The organism is Sphingomonas sp. GW821-FHT03E12 (genome assembly GCF_059420685.1).
Genome location: NZ_JBWKUF010000007.1, coordinates 1 through 18,122, shown reverse-complemented (window position 1 = coordinate 18,122; position 18,122 = coordinate 1). Strand labels below are relative to the sequence as shown.

Annotated in this window: 22 protein-coding genes; 11 read left to right on the top strand and 11 right to left on the bottom strand. The window is 65.8% G+C overall.

From position 1 onward, the window contains the following. Positions 1–6: 6 nt before the first annotated feature. The 3 genes from AC07TU_RS19110 to lipB all read right to left on the bottom strand — a co-directional run bounded on the left by AC07TU_RS19110 (position 7) and on the right by lipB (position 1,882). Complete coding sequence (locus tag AC07TU_RS19110; protein WP_495189523.1) at positions 7–681, bottom strand: hypothetical protein; 675 nt, start codon at positions 679–681, stop codon at positions 7–9. A 196-nt stretch (positions 682–877) separates the two neighbouring features. Next, positions 878–1,126, bottom strand: a complete 249-nt coding sequence (locus AC07TU_RS19105; RefSeq protein WP_495189522.1) for a hypothetical protein — start codon at positions 1,124–1,126, stop codon at positions 878–880. Between the two features lie 87 nt (positions 1,127–1,213). Next, positions 1,214–1,882, bottom strand: coding sequence for a lipoyl(octanoyl) transferase LipB (gene lipB / locus AC07TU_RS19100; protein ID WP_495189521.1), 669 nt, complete (start codon positions 1,880–1,882; stop codon positions 1,214–1,216). A gap of 141 nt (positions 1,883–2,023) precedes the next feature. On the opposite strand from lipB, the gene AC07TU_RS19095 reads away from it, so the two are divergent. Further along, positions 2,024–2,839 (top strand): hypothetical protein, encoded by an 816-nt coding sequence (locus tag AC07TU_RS19095; protein WP_495189520.1) that lies wholly within the window; start codon positions 2,024–2,026, stop codon positions 2,837–2,839. After that, on the top strand, positions 2,836–3,570 hold the full coding sequence (locus AC07TU_RS19090; RefSeq protein WP_495189519.1) for a hypothetical protein: 735 nt from the start codon (positions 2,836–2,838) through the stop codon (positions 3,568–3,570). Before AC07TU_RS19095 ends, AC07TU_RS19090 begins: the two co-directional genes overlap by 4 nt. Here AC07TU_RS19090 and AC07TU_RS19085 read toward each other — a convergent pair. The 3 genes from AC07TU_RS19085 to AC07TU_RS19075 are packed head-to-tail and all read right to left on the bottom strand — an operon-like array spanning position 3,534 to position 5,463. Next, complete coding sequence (locus AC07TU_RS19085) at positions 3,534–4,133, bottom strand: GNAT family N-acetyltransferase (protein ID WP_495189518.1); 600 nt, start codon at positions 4,131–4,133, stop codon at positions 3,534–3,536. The genes AC07TU_RS19090 and AC07TU_RS19085 overlap by 37 nt on opposite strands. A 4-nt stretch (positions 4,134–4,137) precedes the next feature. Continuing rightward, positions 4,138–4,989 carry an oxygen-dependent coproporphyrinogen oxidase gene (gene hemF / locus AC07TU_RS19080; protein ID WP_495189517.1) on the bottom strand — a complete coding sequence of 284 codons (852 nt, stop codon included), beginning with the start codon at positions 4,987–4,989 and terminating at the stop codon, positions 4,138–4,140. A 9-nt stretch (positions 4,990–4,998) separates the two neighbouring features. Continuing rightward, the gene (locus AC07TU_RS19075) at positions 4,999–5,463 is read right to left on the bottom strand and encodes a tRNA (cytidine(34)-2'-O)-methyltransferase (RefSeq protein WP_495189516.1); all 465 of its coding nucleotides are present in this window, start codon (positions 5,461–5,463) and stop codon (positions 4,999–5,001) included. A gap of 215 nt (positions 5,464–5,678) precedes the next feature. On the opposite strand from AC07TU_RS19075, the gene petA reads away from it, so the two are divergent. The 5 genes from petA to AC07TU_RS19050 all read left to right on the top strand — a co-directional run bounded on the left by petA (position 5,679) and on the right by AC07TU_RS19050 (position 9,643). Next, positions 5,679–6,251, top strand: a complete 573-nt coding sequence (gene petA, locus AC07TU_RS19070; protein WP_495189515.1) for a ubiquinol-cytochrome c reductase iron-sulfur subunit — start codon at positions 5,679–5,681, stop codon at positions 6,249–6,251. 11 nt (positions 6,252–6,262) lie between these two features. Beyond that, positions 6,263–7,546, top strand: coding sequence for a cytochrome b (locus tag AC07TU_RS19065; RefSeq protein ID WP_495189514.1), 1,284 nt, complete (start codon positions 6,263–6,265; stop codon positions 7,544–7,546). A 17-nt stretch (positions 7,547–7,563) separates the two neighbouring features. Next, positions 7,564–8,418: a cytochrome c1 gene (locus AC07TU_RS19060; protein ID WP_495189513.1), complete on the top strand. Its 855-nt coding sequence runs from the start codon at positions 7,564–7,566 to the stop codon at positions 8,416–8,418. 78 nt (positions 8,419–8,496) lie between these two features. Then, entirely contained in the window at positions 8,497–9,030 is a 534-nt protein-coding gene (locus tag AC07TU_RS19055; RefSeq protein WP_495189637.1) for an adenine phosphoribosyltransferase, read from the top strand. A 79-nt stretch (positions 9,031–9,109) separates the two neighbouring features. Beyond that, a complete protein-coding gene (locus tag AC07TU_RS19050; protein ID WP_495189512.1) occupies positions 9,110–9,643 on the top strand; it encodes a hypothetical protein in 534 nt (177 codons plus the stop codon). Here AC07TU_RS19050 and AC07TU_RS19045 read toward each other — a convergent pair. Next, entirely contained in the window at positions 9,640–10,086 is a 447-nt protein-coding gene (locus AC07TU_RS19045; protein ID WP_495189511.1) for a MaoC family dehydratase, read from the bottom strand. The two genes, AC07TU_RS19050 and AC07TU_RS19045, sit on opposite strands and share 4 nt — an antisense overlap. A 91-nt stretch (positions 10,087–10,177) precedes the next feature. Here AC07TU_RS19045 and AC07TU_RS19040 point away from each other — a divergent pair, with 91 nt between their 5' ends. Both AC07TU_RS19040 and AC07TU_RS19035 read left to right on the top strand, forming a co-directional pair. Further along, the gene (locus AC07TU_RS19040) at positions 10,178–11,014 is read left to right on the top strand and encodes an oxygenase MpaB family protein (protein ID WP_495189510.1); all 837 of its coding nucleotides are present in this window, start codon (positions 10,178–10,180) and stop codon (positions 11,012–11,014) included. A gap of 509 nt (positions 11,015–11,523) precedes the next feature. Further along, positions 11,524–12,981 carry an alpha/beta hydrolase gene (locus AC07TU_RS19035; RefSeq protein ID WP_495189509.1) on the top strand — a complete coding sequence of 486 codons (1,458 nt, stop codon included), beginning with the start codon at positions 11,524–11,526 and terminating at the stop codon, positions 12,979–12,981. 6 nt (positions 12,982–12,987) lie between these two features. Here AC07TU_RS19035 and ychF read toward each other — a convergent pair whose 3' ends face one another. The 3 genes from ychF to AC07TU_RS19020 form a co-directional block, all read right to left on the bottom strand. Then, a complete protein-coding gene (ychF, locus tag AC07TU_RS19030; protein WP_495189508.1) occupies positions 12,988–14,088 on the bottom strand; it encodes a redox-regulated ATPase YchF in 1,101 nt (366 codons plus the stop codon). Positions 14,089–14,325: 237 nt separating this feature from the next. Next, on the bottom strand, positions 14,326–14,823 hold the full coding sequence (locus AC07TU_RS19025; protein WP_495189507.1) for a glycine zipper 2TM domain-containing protein: 498 nt from the start codon (positions 14,821–14,823) through the stop codon (positions 14,326–14,328). Between the two features lie 79 nt (positions 14,824–14,902). Beyond that, positions 14,903–15,502 (bottom strand): TIGR02466 family protein, encoded by a 600-nt coding sequence (locus AC07TU_RS19020; protein ID WP_495189506.1) that lies wholly within the window; start codon positions 15,500–15,502, stop codon positions 14,903–14,905. A 113-nt stretch (positions 15,503–15,615) separates the two neighbouring features. On the opposite strand from AC07TU_RS19020, the gene AC07TU_RS19015 reads away from it, so the two are divergent. Both AC07TU_RS19015 and AC07TU_RS19010 read left to right on the top strand, forming a co-directional pair. Then, positions 15,616–16,179: a hypothetical protein gene (locus tag AC07TU_RS19015; RefSeq protein ID WP_495189505.1), complete on the top strand. Its 564-nt coding sequence runs from the start codon at positions 15,616–15,618 to the stop codon at positions 16,177–16,179. A gap of 128 nt (positions 16,180–16,307) precedes the next feature. Next, a complete protein-coding gene (locus tag AC07TU_RS19010) occupies positions 16,308–17,306 on the top strand; it encodes a HupA family protein (protein WP_495189504.1) in 999 nt (332 codons plus the stop codon). A gap of 153 nt (positions 17,307–17,459) precedes the next feature. On the opposite strand, the gene pth is transcribed toward AC07TU_RS19010, so the two are convergent. Then, positions 17,460–18,035 (bottom strand): aminoacyl-tRNA hydrolase, encoded by a 576-nt coding sequence (pth, locus tag AC07TU_RS19005; protein ID WP_495189503.1) that lies wholly within the window; start codon positions 18,033–18,035, stop codon positions 17,460–17,462. Between the last annotated feature and the right edge of the window lie 87 nt (positions 18,036–18,122).

Below are 18,122 nucleotides of genomic sequence, written 5' to 3'. Positions count from 1 at the left end.
ATATCCCTACCGCCTCGGCAGGCAGCGCGAGGGCGAGTAGACGTTCTTGCGCCAGCATTTCTCGTTGCCGAACATCGGAATCTGCGCCGCCACCGGGACATGGGCATAGTAGATACCGGGGAACTGCTGCTCGCCCCATTTGGTCAGGCTGTTGCGCAGCTCGCGCAGGCGCAGCGCCGCGACTTCACCGACCTGTCCGCGCGGTGCGAAGACGACCTGATGCGAGACGTCGTCGGCGGCGGCGCAGAAGGTGAGCTGGGCATGGACCGCCGAGAAGCTCGAATAGACCCGGGTGCCATATTGATCGAGCGCCAGCTGGCCCGCCTTGGGCGTCTTGTTCACGCGCATGAAGTATTTGGTCAGCGTCGCGTAGGAGCTGTTGAGCTCGGCTGAGTGGTCCTTGAGGATGGTGTTGTAGTTGGGCAGCGTCAGCAGCGTCTTGGCGAACTGGCACTGAAGCGCGGCGACGTTGAGCGCGGCGCGCAGGTTCCACACCATCGCGGCGCGCAACTCGACCGGTGTCGCGCCCGGCAGCTGCTGGGCGAGAACGCCCGGCTCATCGCCGTTGATGCGGGGGCCGGCGATGTCGGGTCCCTTGAAATAGAACTGGGCCGATGCGGGCGCCGCACCGAACAATGCCGCCGCGCCGGCGGCGGCGCATAGCAAACGCGAAACGAGCATCCTGACCCTCTTGAACGCGATACGAAAGATGCCCCCGGGTTACGGATTTTTTACCCTGTGCCCAAGCGCTTTTTGGCCGTTGAGATTGCGGCTGTCGTTGCGGTTGCGCAAGAAGCGGCGGAATTACAACGACTTGAATCGAATGGGCCGCCCGGTCTCCCAGGCGGCCCATGACTGAAAATTCGCCGGAGCGAACTTACATGCCGTTGCCCATGGTGGTGTTGCCCATGGTGTCGTTCGCCATGCCCGTGTCGTTGCCGGTGGCGCCATCGACCATGGTCATGTTGTCGCTGACAGTGCCGTCGAGCACCGGGTCGGTCGCGTTCACGTCCATGACCGCGGTGTTGTCAGCGGTGGTCTGGGTCTTCTCGCCGCAGGCCGACAGCAGCAGTGCGGCGCTGGCGATCATCGAACCGGCAACAGCCTTGGTGAAAAGTGCGCGCATTTATGAGGCTCCCTAGAAATGGATCGGGGCCGGCATTGCCGTCATTCCCCGGATCGCGGTGGACATTAACCGCTACGGCCTGTCCTCTCAACCCTGCTTCTCGGCGGCGCATGCACCGCCTACCGCATCGAGAAAGGCCGGGAACGCAAACGCCAGCGCTGCGTCAAAGGTTGCAGGCGCAATATCCTTGCCCAGCGCGGCGGCGCTGGTCACCGGGAATTCGGGCAGTCCGCACGGTACGATCCCGTTAAAGTCGTCGAGGTCCGGGTTCAGGTTGACCGCGAAGCCGTGCATCGTCACCCAGCGCCGGACGCGCACGCCGATCGCGCCGATCTTCGCCTCGCTCCCGCCGTCGCGCGTCCAGATGCCGATCCGGCCCTCGGCCCGGAACGCGTTGATCCCCAGTTCGCCGAGCGCTGCGATCACCCAGCCTTCAAGCGCGTGGACATAGCAGCGCACGTCCTTGTTGCGGCGGCTGAGGTCGAGCATCGCATAACCGATCCGCTGGCCCGGCCCGTGATAGGTATAGCGCCCGCCGCGTCCGGTCGCGAAGACCGGGAAGCGCGGGTCGATCAGCTCGGCCGGGTCGGCACTGGTGCCTGCGGTATAGACCGGCGGGTGTTCGAGCAGCCAGATCAGCTCGCCCGCCTGCCCTTGCTGGATCGCGGCGACGCGCGCTTCCATCGCCGCCAGCGCCTCCGGATAGGGCACGCGCCCGTCCGCGACGCGCCATTCGATACCGTTCCTTGTTTCCATCGCGCGCAGATGGCCCGCCATGCGCCACTTCGCAATGTCTGAAGTACGGCGGTGCCGCGTTCAGTTTGCTGAACAAGCTCTAGTGGCGCGTGCCGGTCCGATCGGCTAACGGTTCGCAACAAGGGGTGTGATATGGTCAGCATGGGTACCGTCTGGGATCGGACGGCGGAGTTTCTGAGCGACAATCTGGGGAGGCTCCTCCCGCTCGCGCTGGGCGCGATCTTCATACCCTCCGCGATCAGCGGAAGCCTGTCGGGCCTTCAGCAGACCGCGACCCCTGGTCTGGCAATGGGCCTGGGCCTCGCTTCGCTGGCGCTGGCGATCGTTACCTTCTGGGGGCAGCTCGCAATCACCGCGCTCGCGCTCGATCCCGCGATCGGCCGCGGCGCTGCGCGGACCGCGACAGCGCGCCTGCCTGCCGCGCTGCTCGTGACCGTCGTGCTGTTCCTGGTGCTGTTTCTGCTCGCCATCCCCGCGGGGATCATCCTGGCGGCGAGCGGCGCCGATCTGAGTGGCGGCGGTGCCGGCACGATGCCACAGATACCGGCCGCCGCTGCGCCCTGGCTCCTGCTCTATTTTCTGGTGTTGATCCCGGTCGCGATTTGGCTGGGTGCGCGCCTGCTGCTGATCGTGCCGGTGATCGTGGGTGAAAATGCGATGTTCGGCGCGATCCAGCGCAGCTGGACGCTGACACGCGGTGCGACGCTCCGGATCGTCGGCGTGTTGATCCTCTACGCTGTTGTGGCATGGGTTGCCTATCTTGCGGCGACCGCCGCGTTCGGCGCGATCATCACGCTGGTCGCCGGACGGGGAGAGGACGGACTGTCGATCGCCATGGTGTTGACCGGAATCGTCGGTGGCGCGGTCTCGACCGCCTTCACCGTACTGGGCGCTGCGTTTGTGGCGAAACTCTACCTTGCGCTGCGCACCGCCAGAGAGGCTGTCGCCGCGCAATGAGACTTTTGCTTGGCAGCGTTCTCGCTGACGCTGCGATCCTGTGGCGTGCGGAGCGCGATCTCGTCGTTCGCATCGCCGGGGTCTTCTATCTCCTTCCGTTCCTTGCGTTGGCGCTGCTGGCGAGCGGTCTGGAAATTCCCCAGGGCACGACCCCCGAACAGACGTTTGAGGCATTCAGCGCCTACTATCGCGCCAATCTGGCCTGGGTGTTTGCGCTTTCCGCCGCGCTGGAATTTGGCACGCTGGCGCTGTTGAATCTGTACCTGCAGCGCGGCTTTACGGTTCGCGAGACGCTGCAGGCGTCAGCGCTCCGCCTGCTGCCTTTCTTTCTGCTGGGCTATGCGAACAGCGCGATGATCCAACTCGCCGCCACGCTGTTCGTTATCCCGGGCCTCTATGTGTTCGGCCGCACCTGGATGATGGGAACGGCCTATGTTGCCGAACCCGAGCGGGGGTTGTTAGGTGCGATTGAGCGCGGTTTCCGGCTGAGCGCTGGCAATGGCTGGCGGCTCGCGCTGCTTGGCATGGGTACCATATTGGTCACCGGTGCCGCGACGCTGGCATTGCTGATCGTGACGCAGCTGTTGGTTGCGCTCTTCGGCGGCGCGGAATGGGCGCAGGCACTGTTCCTGCTGCCCGTGATGGCGGCGGCTGCAGCGGCCCACACCGCCTTCACCCTGATCCGGATCGCGGCCTATCGCCGGCTGGCGGGGTCCAGTAACGGAATGTGAGGCGCCGCTTCGCGCGGCAGATGGCCTGACAGGCGCGGATCGGGAAACGTCTCGACTGCGCGTGCGAAAGGCTCGAAGCCCGAGGCGCGATAGAAGCCGAGCGCCTTTGGGTGATCCAGCGTGCAGGTGTGCACCCAGACCCGCGTCACGTCCGGCCGCCAGGCGCGCATCAGCGCATGTGCCATCAGCCAGCGGCCATGCCCCTGGCCGGCCAGCTCGGGCACCAGCCCGACGAACGAAAGCTCGCAGATCGCCTTCTCGCGATAGTCGAGCTCAAGCAGCCCGATCTCGATCCCGCGGGGGTCGGCGACGGCGAAGATCTCGACGGCAGGATCGTGGATGATGCCGCTCAGCCGCGCCTCGTCCATGATCAGGCGCGAGAACCACAACCATGGCTCGCCGACACGGCGGAACAGTGCGCGGTACTTCTCGGGCGAAGGTTTTTCCCATTTCACCAGCCGCAGCGGCGAATCGGGCAGCGGCCGGAGGCGGGGTCGCTCCAGCATCTCGAGGCTGGTGACGATCGTCGCCACCTCGCCGGGCTTGACCGGAATCAGGCCCAACCCATCAACTCCACGTCGCGAGCGGCGGCAGGCTCATCAGGATCGCGTCGATATTGCCGCCGGTCTTGAGGCCGAACAGCGTGCCGCGATCATAGACCAGGTTGAACTCGGCATAGCGGCCGCGCCATTCGAGTTGCTGCGCCTTGTCCGCTTCGGTGAAAGGCGCCGCCATCCGCCGCCGCACGATCGCGGGAAAGATGTCGAGGAAGGCGCGGCCTACGTCCTGGGTGAAGGCGAAGTTCGCGTCCCATGCATCGCCTTCGCTGTCGAGGTGGTCGTAGAAGATGCCGCCGACACCGCGATGCACCTTGCGGTGCGGGATGTAGAAATAGTCGTCGGCCCATTTCTTGAAGCGCGGATAATGTTCCGGATCATGCGCGTCGCATGCTGCCTGCATCGCGGTGTGGAAGTCCGCGGTGTCGGCTTCATAGGGAATCGGCGGATTGAGGTCCGCGCCGCCGCCGAACCAGCGCTTGGTCGTGCACAGGAAGCGCGTGTTCATGTGCACCGCAGGGACGTGCGGGTTGGCCATGTGCGCGACCAGGCTGATGCCGGTGGCGAAGAAGCGCGGATCCTCGCCCGCGCCGTGGATGGTCTTGCCGAACTCGCCCTCGAACGTCCCGCCGACGGTGGAGACGTTGACGCCCACCTTCTCGAATACGCGGCCCTTCATCAGGCCCCGCACGCCGCCGCCGCCGGGCTCGCCCGACGGATCGGTGCGATCCCAGGGGAGGTATTGGAAGGCGGCATCCGATCCGGCCTCGCGCTCGATTGCCTCGAATTCGGCGCAGATCTGGTTGCGCAGGTCTTCGAACCAGGCGCGGGCAGTGGCTTGTTGATCGTCGAGGCTCAGCATGCGCGGCCCCTAGCCGATCGGTGCCGGGGAGGGCCAGTGGGCAGTTTGTCTCAGCCCCTCGGCCAGCACGATGCCGACCGAGACCGACAGATTCATCGACCGCAGCCCTGCAGCCATTGGAATCACCACCCGCGCATCGGCCCGCGCATGGACATGCTCGGGAACCCCTGCGCTCTCGCTGCCGAACAGCAGGATATCGTCCGGCGCAAAGGCGAAATCGTGCAGCGGGGTTGCGCCTCTTGTGGTCAGCAGCACGATTCGGCCCTGTGCCTGCTGTTCGAACGCGTTCCAATCGGCGTGGCGAGTGATCTCTACATGGTCGATATAGTCCATGCCCGCGCGCGCGACGCGCTTGTCGTCCCATGCGAATCCCATGGGTTCGATCAGATCGACCGGCGTGGCGAGGCACGCCCCGATCCGCAGGACGGCGCCGACATTTCCGGCGATATCGGGCTGGAACAGGGCCACGCGCATGCCCGCTCCGATAGGGCAGGGGCATGGCCAGCCGCAAGTCGGCGCAGCGCGGGGCAAAAAGGCGGTTGGCAAAAGCGGCATGTGCCGTCTATCAGGCCCGCCAGCCACCGGGGGACGCCGGAGGGCTTGGCGTAGCGTTCGCGCGGTGCGCCGCATCCGGTGACCGAAGTCGCGCAAAGCGTCTCGGTGAATTTTTGAAGTGCAAGGGCTGATGCATGGCAACGCATGATGATGCTGTTACCCAGGACGGAGCGATCGACGCGCCGGCCGATCCCCGCCGCCGCGATTATCTCGCGATCGGTGCGGTCGCCTGGGCGGGTGTGGGCGCTGGCGTTGTTGCGCTGCCGCTGATCAACCAGATGAGCCCGTCGGCCGACGTGCTCGCGCTGTCGACCACCGAGCTTGACGTCTCGGCGATCCAGCCTGGCCAGTCGGTCAAGGCGACCTTCCGCAAGCAGCCGCTGTTCGTGCGCAACCTGACGCAGAAGGAAATCGACGAGGCGAACGCCGTTCCGGTGTCCGATCTGCGCGATCCGCAGACGCTCGCGCAGCGGACCAAGGAAGGCAAGCAGAACTGGCTGATCACGCTGGGCGTGTGCACCCACCTCGGCTGCGTGCCGCTGGGTGCGGGCGAGGGCGAGAACAAGGGCCCGTTCGGCGGCTATTTCTGCCCGTGTCACGGTTCGGCCTATGACACTGCGGGTCGCATTCGTACCGGCCCCGCGCCGACGAACCTGCATGTTCCCGAGTATGAATTCATTTCCGACACCGCGATCCGGGTCGGCTGAGGGCTATTGGCATGAGCTTCCCATGGGCAAAGCAGTATGAGCCGAAGCATCCCGTGATGAAGTGGGTGGACGATCGTCTGCCGCTTCCGCGCTTCGTCTACAACGCCGTCGGCGCCGGCTATCCGGTTCCGCGCAACCTCAACTATTTCTGGAACTTCGGCGTTCTCGCCGGGATGTTCCTGGCGTTCCAGCTCGTCACCGGCATCGTGCTGGCGATGCATTATGCGGCGAACGCCGGCATCGCGTTTGACAGCGTCGAGCACATCATGCGCGACGTGAACGCTGGCTGGTTCCTCCGCTATGCGCACGCCAACGGCGCGTCGATGTTCCTGCTGGTGGTCTATATCCATATCGCCCGCGGCCTGTGGTACGGTTCGTACAAGGCGCCGCGCGAGATGGTATGGCTGCTCGGCGTCGTCATCTTCCTGCTGATGATGGCCACCGCGTTCATGGGCTATGTCCTTCCCTGGGGTCAGATGAGCTTCTGGGGAGCGCAGGTGATCACCGGCTTCTTCTCGGCGATCCCCGGCGTGGGCGAGACGATCCGCGTGTGGCTGCTCGGCGGCTTCGCGCCGGACAACGCCGCGCTGAACCGCTTCTTCTCGCTCCACTATCTGCTGCCGTTCGTGATCGTCGGTGTGGTCATTCTCCACATCTGGGCGCTGCACATTCCGGGTTCGTCGAACCCGACCGGCGTCGAGGTGAAGAGCGAGCAGGATACCGTGCCGTTCCACCCCTATTACACCGCCAAGGATGGCGTGGGCGTGGGCGTGGCGCTGCTGGTGTTCGCGGCGCTGATCTTCTTCGCGCCGAACCTGCTGGGCCACCCGGACAATTATGTCCCGGCCAACCCGCTCTCGACCCCGGCGCACATCGTGCCCGAATGGTACTTCCTGCCGTTCTACGCGATCCTCAAGTCGTTCACGATCGACTTCATCTTCCCGGCGAAGCTGTGGGGCGTGCTGGCGATGTTCGGTTCGATCCTGCTGCTGTTCTTCCTGCCGTGGCTCGACACCTCGCCGGTCCGTTCGGCCAACTATCGCCCGACCTACAAGTGGTTCCTGATCGTGCTGCTCGTGGACGTGCTGGTGCTGGGCTACATTGGCGGCGCGTCGCCGACGCCGGGCGTGATCCTGATCGGCCAGATCGCGACCGTCTATTACTTCCTGCACTTCCTCGTGATCCTGCCGATCGTGTCGGCGATGGAGCGTCCGCGTCCGCTGCCCAACTCGATCACCGAGGCGGTGCTTGGCGGTAAGGGTGGCACTGCGCAGACCGCGCTGGCTGCCGAATAAAAGGGGCTTGAGATAACATGGTTCGCATTGGCGGATTTATCGTCGGCGTCGGGTTTGTCTTTGCCCTTCTGCTCGGCATCTTCGACACGGTGTACAACTGGATCAAGGAGCCCCCGGCTGCGACCGCGGAGCACGAGTTCCACGCGCACCCGAAGAAGGTGGACTTCTCGTTCAACGGTGCGTTCGGCAAGTACGACAACCGTCAGCTCCAGCGCGGGCTTCAGGTGTACAAGGAAGTGTGCGCCGCCTGCCACTCGCTGCGGCTGGTGTCGTTCCGCGACCTCGAGGCGCTGGGCTATAGCGAAGGCCAGGTGAAGACCATCGCCAAGGGCTTCCAGGTCCCGTCGGTCAACCCGGAGACGGGTGAGCCGGCGACCCGTGACGGTGCACCCTATGACCGCTTCCCGCTGGTCTATGCGAACGACGTCGCCGCGCGCGCTGCCAACAACAACGCGATCCCGCCCGATCTCTCGCTGATGGCGAAGGCGCGTCACGACGGCAGCAACTATATCTATTCGCTGCTGACCGGCTATCAGGACCAGAAGGGCTACAAGAACGAGAAGGGCGAGGAACTGCTGAAGCACTTCCCCGATGCGAAGACCCCCGAGGGGCTTCACTTCAACCCCTATTTCGCGACGCTCAACCTGGCGATGGCGCAGCCGATCAAGGATGGTCAGGTGACCTATTCGGACGGCACGGCCGCGACTGCGGACAACTATGCGAAGGACGTCGCTGCGTTCCTGACCTGGACCGCCGAGCCGAAGATGGAAGCACGCAAGACCGCCGGTCTCGCGACGCTGGTCTTCCTCGTGATCTTCTGCTTCCTCGCCTATGGCGCCAAGAAGCAGATCTGGCGGAACGTGAAGGACTAAGGTCCACCGCCTGAAAAATCTCCAGCGGCCCGGGAAGCGATTCCCGGGCCGTTCGTTTGAAGGAGGCCGCAAGTGACCATCCTTGCCGACGATCTCGCCGCGCTGATCCGTACCATTCCCGACTTCCCCAAGCCCGGGATCATGTTCCGCGATATCACCACCCTGCTGCTCGATCCCGCTGGTCTTGGCCGCGCGGTCGAGGCGATCGTGGATGCCGTGGAGGGCCCGGTCGATCTGGTCGCGGGGATCGAGGCGCGGGGCTTCCTCTTCGCCTCGCCCGTGGCGCTGGCGCTTGGGGCAGGTGTGCTGCTGGTGCGCAAGGACGGCAAGCTGCCCGGTGCGACCATCGCCGAGGATTATGCGCTGGAGTACGGCACCGACCGTATTGCGATCCATGCCGACGCCTTCGCGCCCGGCGCGCGCGTGCTGCTGATTGACGACCTCATCGCCACCGGCGGTACCGCGCGTGCTGCGGTGCGCCTGCTGCGCAAGGCTGGAGCAGTCGTGACGCAGGCGGCGTTCGTGATTGACCTGCCCGAACTGGGCGGCGCCGATGTGCTGCGCGCGGAGGGGATTCACGTCACCACGCTCGTCGCGTTCGACGGCCACTAGGGCGCGCAGGGAACCGCACGGGCCTCTCCTCCGTTTCCAGACGGTTAAGGACGCTTTTACGCGTCCGTGGAGAGTGATCATGCGTATCCCGCGTATCTTCGCCGCCAGCCTGATCGGTGCGGCGGCGTTCGGGCTTTCCGCCTGCACCGACGGCTATGGCTATTCGGGCGTCTCGGTCGGTTACGGCAGCGGCGGCTATTATGACGACGGCTATTACGGCTACGCCGGAGGCTATGGCAGCCCGTATTGGGGCTGGTACGGCGACTATTACTACCCCGGCACCGGCTACTATGTGTACGACAGCTACCGCCGCCCGCATCGCTGGAACGACAGCCAGCGCCGCTATTGGGAGCAACGCCGCTATGGCTGGCGCGGAGACCGCAGCGCGATCCGCGACAATTGGCGCGCGTTCGGGCGCGACCGGCGGCAGGATGATCGCGCCTTCCGCCAGGACCGCTGGCAGGATCGCCAAGCCTATCGCGACGGCCGGATGACGCGCGAACAGTTCCGTGAGGAACGGCGCGACGATCAGCGCGACTATCGCCGCGAATACCGGAGGGACCGCGGTGACCTGCGGCGCGACAACCGCCAGGACCGGCGGCGCCCCCGTTAAGCGGGGCGGCGGGCGATCAGTCCGCGGGCGATGAAGCTCATCACCGGTTCGTCATGCTGGTTGAAGACGGTCATGCGCGCGCGGGTGCGGCCCATCTCGGGACGCTTCTCCATGAGCTCCTTCTCGAGCAGCTCGTTCTCGCAGCGCAGCGTGTCGCCGGGGAAGACCGGCTTGATCCAGCGCAGCTCGTCGATCCCGCCCGCGCCCAGGCTGGCGGAAGGGTTGGCCTTCATATGCTCGACGAACATCGACATGGTCATCGCACAGGTGTGCCAGCCGCTGGCCGCCAGCCGCCCGAAATGGGTCCTGGCCGCCGCCTCATCGGAGAGGTGAAAGGGCTGCGGATCATATTTCTCCGCGAAGGTCAGCACTTCCTCGCGTGTGACCTCGTACGAGCCGAAGCTCGCTCTGTCGCCGACCGTCAGGTCCTCGAAATACTTCATATAATCAGTTTCGCCTTGAAACTTGTTTTTGGCAAGAGGCATGTAAGACCACCCGTTGCGGCGGCGCTTTGTGGCGCCTAGCTTCGCCGCGATGCCGCCACCCGATCTCGCCGCCGGCCTTCGTACCCGCCTGATCGGGGTGGTGCGCCGCACCTTCAACGATCAGGACAAGGGCGAGAAACCGGTCCAGCGCAGCGACGACGCGCTGTTTCCGCGCGGCAGCGTCACTTGGCGCGTGCATGGCGATGTGACTACGATGATGGTCGGCGGGGTGGCCTCGCTGCTGCTGCAGATGCTGCACCCGGCGGTGCTGGCCGGGGTGTGGGACCATAGCGCGTTTCGCAAGGACATGCTCGGCCGCCTGCGCCGCACCGCGCGTTTCATCGCCGAAACCACCTATGCCGAGCGCAGTATCGCCGAAGCATCGATCGCCAAGGTGCGCGAGGTGCACGAGCGGGTCGCGGGCACATTGCCCGACGGCACACCCTATCGTGCCGACGACCCCGACCTGCTGGCATGGGTGCATGTTACCGAGATGTGGAGCTTCCTTGCCGCTTGGCAGCGCTACGGCGTCCCGATCACACGCGAGGAAGAGGACACCTACTTCGCCGAGACCGCACGCACTGCCGCAGCGCTCGGCACCGACCCGATCCCGCGCAGCAAGGCCGAGGCGGAGGCGCTGATCGCCGCGATGCGGCCGCAACTCGTGGTGGACGCCCGCACGCGCGAGGTGGCGCGCTTCGTGCTCGATCATCCGGCGCCGAACCTGGTCATCGCGCCGGCCCAGACCGCGATCTTCGCGGCGGCGGTCGACCTGTTGCCCGACTGGGCGCGTGAGATGCACGGCCTCAAGCGTCCGCCGGCAGCCCCGCTGGTGCGCGGATCGACGCTGGCGATCGCCAAGACGTTCAGATGGGCGTTCGGATAGGTGTGCATGATTCCACTTTGCCTATCTGGTTTGTAATTCTGCAGGATCATATCCTATTTGGATGATGTAGGAAAATGCGGCGTGCAACGGATTGAGTTGCCGGCGTTTTTCAGAGGCGGCAGGTCCGGACGCGGACGGTGAGGCGGCGTTTGGCGCGAGTCGTCACCGGTGAGCGCGGAAAGCGAAGTGGAACATGTCGCGTCCGATGTTGGTGAATCCGCCACGGCGCGTGTCCATGTTCCGGGCGGGAATGTCGCGAAAGTGGAAGCGGGCGGTCAGAGGCCGCGCGCTGCGGGTGGCGCTGAGCCCTCGACAAGCAGGAACGCGTCGGGCTTGAGTGCCGCCTTGAGGCGCTTCAGCGCTTTACCGGCCAGACGGTGCTCGGTGGAGCGCGCGCGCCCATTCCACCGGGCGTTCGGCCGAGCGGGAGATGCTGTCCTGTTTCGACGGTCGCTGCTAACCCGACATTCATTTCGTGGTCGCCACGATCGCATCGGCGGGAGACGGGCATGCGGCATCTGGTTCTGGGGGTGATCCTGATCGGGCTGGCAGGGGCGGCACCAGCCATGGCGGGGCAGACCCCGCTGAATCTCACGCCGGGCACCCAGACCGCCGCGGATGGCAGCGCCGTCCGGTATGAAGCGGGTGCGATCGAAGTTCCTGAAAACCGGGCCCGGCCCGGGAGCCGGCGGATCAAGGTCGGCGTGCTGCGGATCAAGGCCGTGCGGCCCAATGGCCAGCCGCCGATCTTCCTGCTCGTCGGCGGCCCCGGGGTTACCCTGCTCGATACGCTGACCGATCAGAGCCCGGCGGCGAAGCGTCGGCTGCGCAGCTGGCTGGATTATAGCGCGACCAATGATCTCGTGATCGTCGAGCAACGCGGTTACACGGTGCCGGGCGAGATGCTGGAGCTGCGCTACCCCGCAGCGGCGCTCGATCGGCCATCGCGGATCGAGGACGATGTCGCCGTGATGACGGGGCTGGCCCGCGGGGTCGCGGCCGCCAATCCGGGGCATGATCTTGCCGGCTATACGATCGCCGAATGCGCCGACGACGTCGATGCGGTTCGCCGTGCCTTTGGCTATGACCGCATCAGCCTGATGGGCGCGAGCTTCGGATCGCAATGGAGCTTCGCGGTGATGAAGCGCCACCCGGGCATCGTGGCGCGCGCATTGATCGCGTCGGCCGAGCCGCTCAACAACGGCTATGATATGCCCTCTCACGTTTTCGCGGTGCTACAGCGTGTCGCACATGAGGCCGAGCAGGATCCGGCGCTTCGGCCGTTCGTGCCCGAAGGCGGGCTGATCGCTGCGGCGCGGACGGTACGCGATCGCTTCGCCAAGGCGCCCGTTACCGTCGAGGTGCCGGGGGAGGGCAAGGTCGTCCTCGGCCTTGGCGATTTCCAGCAGGCGCTGTTCGCCCGTGTGATCGATGCGAGCCGGTGGCCTGCCTTCGTCATCGATCTCTATCATGGCCGCTACGCGGCCTGGGCGCGCGACGTGGCCGCGGAGCGCAAGGCAAGCACCACGGCGCTGATCGGTCCGCTGATCGACACCGCGACCGGGGCTACCGCCGCACGGGTGGCGCAGCTGCGCACCGACCCTGCGCGCGATATGCTCGGGGAATGGAACTTCGCGACCTATCTCGCCACCGCCGGGGCCTGGCCGACCTCCGATCTGGGCGACGGTTTTCGCCTGCCGGTGCGCGACGAGACGCCGGTTCTGTTCGTCCAGGGCGACTGGGACGCCAACACGCCGATGGAAAATCTGCTCGACCTGCTGCCCTGGTTTCCGAACGGCCGGGCCCTGATCGTCCATCGCGGTCAGCATAACGGGCCGATGCCGTTGCTGCGCGATCATCCGGCGGTTGCGGCGGCAGTGCTGCGGTTCCTGCGCGAGGGGAGCACAGAGGGGGTGCCGAGCCGCGTCGAGGCGGCGCCGGTCAGCTTCGCGCTGCCGGCGCAATAATTCGCCTCAGACGTTGAAGCGGAACAGCATCACGTCGCCGTCCTGGACGACATATTCCTTGCCCTCCGAGCGCAGCTTGCCGTTGTCGCGTGCGCCGGACTCGCCGTTGAACTTGACGTAGTCGTCGAAGGCGATGGTCTCGGCGCGGATGAAGCCGCGCTCGAAATCGGTGTGGATTTCGCCCGCCGCCTGCGGCGCCTTGGCGCCGACATGGGTGGTCCAGGCGCGCGCTTCCTTGGGGCCGACGGTGAAGAAGGTGAGGAGGTGGAGCAGGCTGTAGCCGGCGCGGATCACGCGGGCGAGGCCGGTCTCCTCAAGGCCCAGCTCGCCGAGGAACTCGCCGCGCTCGTCGGCGGGCATGGTGGCGATTTCGGCCTCGATTGCGGCCGAGACGACCACCGCTTCGGCGCCCTCGGCCTTGGCCTTTTCGAACACGCGCGCGGAGTAGGCGTTACCGTTGGCGGCGTCTTCCTCGTTGACGTTGCAGACGTACAGCACCGGCTTGGCGGTGATGAGCTGCGCCTGCTTGAGGACGCGCTCTTCCTCGATATCCTTCGGCTCGGTCAGCCGCGCGGGCTTGCCCTCGCGCAGCAGGTCGAGCGCCTGGCCGAGGACGCTGGCGGCGATCTTCGCCTCCTTGTCGCCCTGCGCGGCCTTTTTCTGGAGGTTGGGGACGCGCTTCTCGAGCGACTCAAGATCGGAAAGCATCAGCTCGGTCTCGACCGTCTCCGCGTCGGCGATCGGATCGACCTTGTTGTCGACATGCTGGATGTCGTCATTCTCGAAGCAGCGCAGGACATGGACGATCGCATCCACTTCGCGGATGTTGCCGAGGAACTGGTTGCCGAGGCCTTCGCCCTTGCTGGCGCCGCGGACGAGGCCGGCGATGTCGACGAAGCCGAGCTGGGTCTCGATGATCTTGGCCGAGCCGGCGATCCTGGCGAGCGAATCGAGGCGCGCGTCCGGCACCGCGACGTTGCCGACATTCGGCTCGATCGTGCAGAAGGGATAATTGGCCGCCTGCGCCGCCGCAGTCTCGGTCAGCGCGTTGAAGAGCGTCGATTTGCCGACATTCGGCAGGCCGACAATGCCGCAGCGAAAGCCCATGATCTGGTCCTGTAACTCGGGAAAGGCGCGCAGATAGGGCGGACGGCGGGAAAAGGCCAGAGCGCAAAATCCTCCCCTTCAGGGGAGGTGGCATCGCGTAGCGATGGCGGAGGGGCCGCCCCGCAGAGGGCGGTGGTTGCGGCAAGGTCTACCGCCGTCTTCGCGGCGGCCCCTCCACCACTCGTTGCGCGAGCGGTCCCCCTCCCCCAGCAAGCTGGGGGAGGATTTCAGGTCATCTCAGCGGCAGCGCACGTTGCCGCGGTCGATCTCGCGGCCCAGCAGCGCACCGCCCGAGCCGCCAAGCAGCACGCCGAGCAGGTCGCCATTGCCGATCGCGCCGCCGAGGATGCCGCCCAGCGCCGCGCCGACCACCAGACCGGTGGTGCCGTCGTTGCGGCGGCAATAATAGCGGTTGTCGCGGCCGCGATAGATCTGATCCTGACGGCTCAGACGCCGCTCGCGATAATTGCCCTGGCGGTAATTGTCGTACGGATCCCAGCGGCGGTCGCTGCGGTCGCCACGCCAGCGATAGTCGCGCTGACCGTCGCGGTTGCGATCCCGCCAGTTGCGGTCGCGATCCCGGTCGCGCCAGTCGCCGCGGCGCTCATTATATTCGCGGTCGCGGTCACGTTGGCGCTCTTCCCAGCTCTGCGCATGCGCGGTGCCCGTCAGGACGGGCGCGGCGAGCGGGACGGTGAGCGACAGCGCGAGAAATGCTGTCAGACCTTTGCGCATGGTGAATCTCCTGAAACCTAGGAGGTAGAATCGTATCACATGCGCAATGGTTCCCGAAACCGGGCCGGATCGATGCGATTCAGCGATAGTTGAAGCTGATGCTGATCCGTTCGGCCCTGGCGTTGCCCGCCACCACTTCGTGCCGCAGCCAGCTTTCCCACAGGAAGATGGTGCCGGGTGCGGGCTGCGCATAGACGAAGGTCTGGAGATCCTCGGGCGCGTCGGGCCGGCGCGGGGGAGCGGCCATCATCAGCGGCAGCCGCGGATCCTCGAGCTTCAGCGTACCGGCGCCCGGCGGAATATCGACATAGAGCGTGCCCGAGATGATGCTGTGCGGGTGGATATGCCCCGAATGGGTGCCGCCGGGCTTGAGGATGTTGACCCACAGGCTGTCGAGCTTGGGCTTGCGGGCAAGATCGAACGCGCATTCATCGGCGAACTTCGCGGCATGGCGGTTGAGATGGCGGACCAGATCGCCGAAGCGCGGGTCGCGCGCGGGCAGGTCGTCGAGCGAGGCATAGGAGGTGTAGCCGCGATAGCCATGCGCCTTCGACCATGCCTGGCCCGCGCGGTCCTGCTCTGCCAGATCGCGGCACGCGTCGCCGAGTTCGGCAAGCAGCGCGTCGTCGTTGAGCGCCGTTTCGGAGAAGCGCGTGGCGAAGAGAGTACGGATCGTCATGCCGCTTCGCACAGCACGCGCACGGGGTCTGCGCAAGCCGGGAGATGTTTACACCGATGTTGACACCCCGGCCCGAGACGGCAAACTCGCGGGCGCACAAGGAGAGGAAATTCATGAAGCGCATCGCAATTCTGGCGCCGCTGGCGCGCGTTGCCATTTTCGCGCCATTGGCGCTGGGTGCGCTGTCGGCCTGCGGCGACAATGGCGCCAAGGAAAAGGCTGCGGCCGAGGCGAGGGCCAAGTCGCAGGAAGCGCAGAAGGCGAAGCTGCTTGAAGACGCGCTGGCGCTCAACACGCGCTGCTTTGCCGCGGTGAAGTGGCAGCAGCGCCTGCTCGACAGCCCGGTACCGCGCTCGATCGCGGGCGGGGCGAAGCCGTTCCTCGATTATTATCGCACGATGATCGCCAACAAGCTGGGCGATCAGGTCATCCCGGCTGCGGACCCCAAGCCCGAATTGTCCAAGGCGAAACTCGACGCCTATCTCGACTGGGCGGCGAAGGATCAGGCCGCGAACATCTTCGAAAAGGGCGACCGCACCCAGAATTTCGCCACCGTCACCACCTGTGTGCAGAGCGCGGCCGAATTCGGCACCGGCACGATGGCGACGATCAGTCCCGCCGAACGGTTGGGCAAGATTCAGCAGCTTCGGCAGATCATGCAGGAAACGGGAAGCTGATTGCGGCCTTTCGTTTCCGGCTCCGTCACGCTACCGGAGAACGCACGCAACCCTTGCGGGCATGGCCCGTTCATCTGCGGTAAATGCGAAAACCGCCTTGCAGATGGGCAAGTAACAGGAGTCGAAGGATGATTCGCCGTTCCATTCTGATCGCCAGCACCGCCGTGGCGCTGACCGTCGCCGGGTGCGGTGGCGGCGATGATCCGACCCCGACCCCGTCGCCCTCGCCGAGCCCCTCGCCGAGTCCGTCGGCCTCGCCGACCTATTCGGCGCTCCCGCTTGCTGCGGCGGCCGAGGTGTTCACGGTCAGCGCCGCGACCAGCTACAGCGGTGACATTGCCGGGCCGGTGACGCTGCTTCCGGCGAACACTGCACCCTATTCGAACCGTGTGCGCTTCGCGCTTCAGAGCGCCATTACGTCGACGATGACGACCGAAGTCGTCGCGCGCGAGAATGCTGAGGAATCGCGTTTCTCCGGGCCTGACCTGGTGACCGCGCCTGCCGTGGGCGTGCAGGAATATGTGTTCCGCGAGAGCACGGCGCCGACGACGGCGGGTGCGTTCACCCAGATCGAGCTCTACAACAACACGATCGAGAATCCGGCGTCCACGACGACGCCGAAGGAAGCGTATCTGACGACGTACAAGCGCTCCAGCTATGCCAGCTGGTGGCGCGGCGACAGCACCGCCGGTGCGAAGCGGATCTCCTATGGCCTGTTCGGCTATCCGACCGTGTCCAGCGACATGCCGAACAGCGGCACTGCAACCTATACGGTCCAGGTCGTCGGCCGTGCCGTCGTCTCGCCTGCAGCCGGCGCCAGCTCGGTCGACAAGCTCACCGGCACCGCGACGCTGTCGATCAACTACGGGACCGGCCTCGTCACGCTGACGCTGAACCTCAACCGCGGCGGGACCGCATACGGCACCTTCACGGGCACCGGCGCGATCCCGGTGGGCGAAAACCAGTTCACCGGCAGCTTCGGCCCGGGCAGCACCGCAGGCGGTACCTTCCAGGGCATCGGCTATGGCTCGAAGGCCGAGGAAGTCGGCATCAGCTTCGCGATCACCCAGGATGGCGCTGCAAGCTCCAGCCGCGCGGTCGGCGTGCTGCTCGCCAAGAAGAACTGATCCGCCGCACAGGCGTGAAAATGAGAAGGCCGGGGTCATCCCCGGCCTTTTCTTTTTTGACTTGGAGGCGGCACCGGCCCGCTCCCCCACCCGGCCACCCATAGGATACTGGCATTGGGTGGCCGGGTGGGGGAGCCGGCCGGTGCCGAACCCTCAGGGGCTCTGGTGCAGCCGCAGGGCGATATCGCTCATGAAACGGGCGTCGTCGCCCTTGGCGAGCCATTCGGCCTCGCCCGCGATCGCGCCGAGCAGGTCGGAGAGGTCTTCGATCTCGGCCTTGGGATAGTTGCCGAGGACATAGCCGGTTACCCGGTCCTTGTGCCCCGGATGGCCGATGCCGATTCGCACGCGGCGGAAGTCCGCGCCGATATGCGCGATCGCGCTGCGGATGCCATTCTGCCCCGCCGCGCCGCCGCCGCGCTTCACCTTGACCTTGAAGGGGGCGAGGTCGAGCTCGTCGTGGAAGACGGTGACATCCTCGGGCGCGAGCTTGTAGAAATCGAGCGCGGCGCGGATCGCGCGTCCGCTTTCGTTCATGAAGGTCGCGGGCTTGAGCAGCAGGATCTTCTGCGTGCCCACGCGCCCTTCCTGCAGCCAGCCCTGGAACTTCTTCGCAGGCGGCGTGAAGCCATGCACTTCGCCGATCGCGTCGGCGGCCATGAAGCCGATATTGTGCCGGTTCATCGCATATTGCGGACCGGGGTTACCAAGGCCGACCCAGAGCTGCATCGTTGTTTGTCCGTTAGGCGGTGCCAGCCCGCTCCCCCACCCGGCCACCCATAGAATATACTGGCGTTGGGTGGCCGGGTGGGGGAG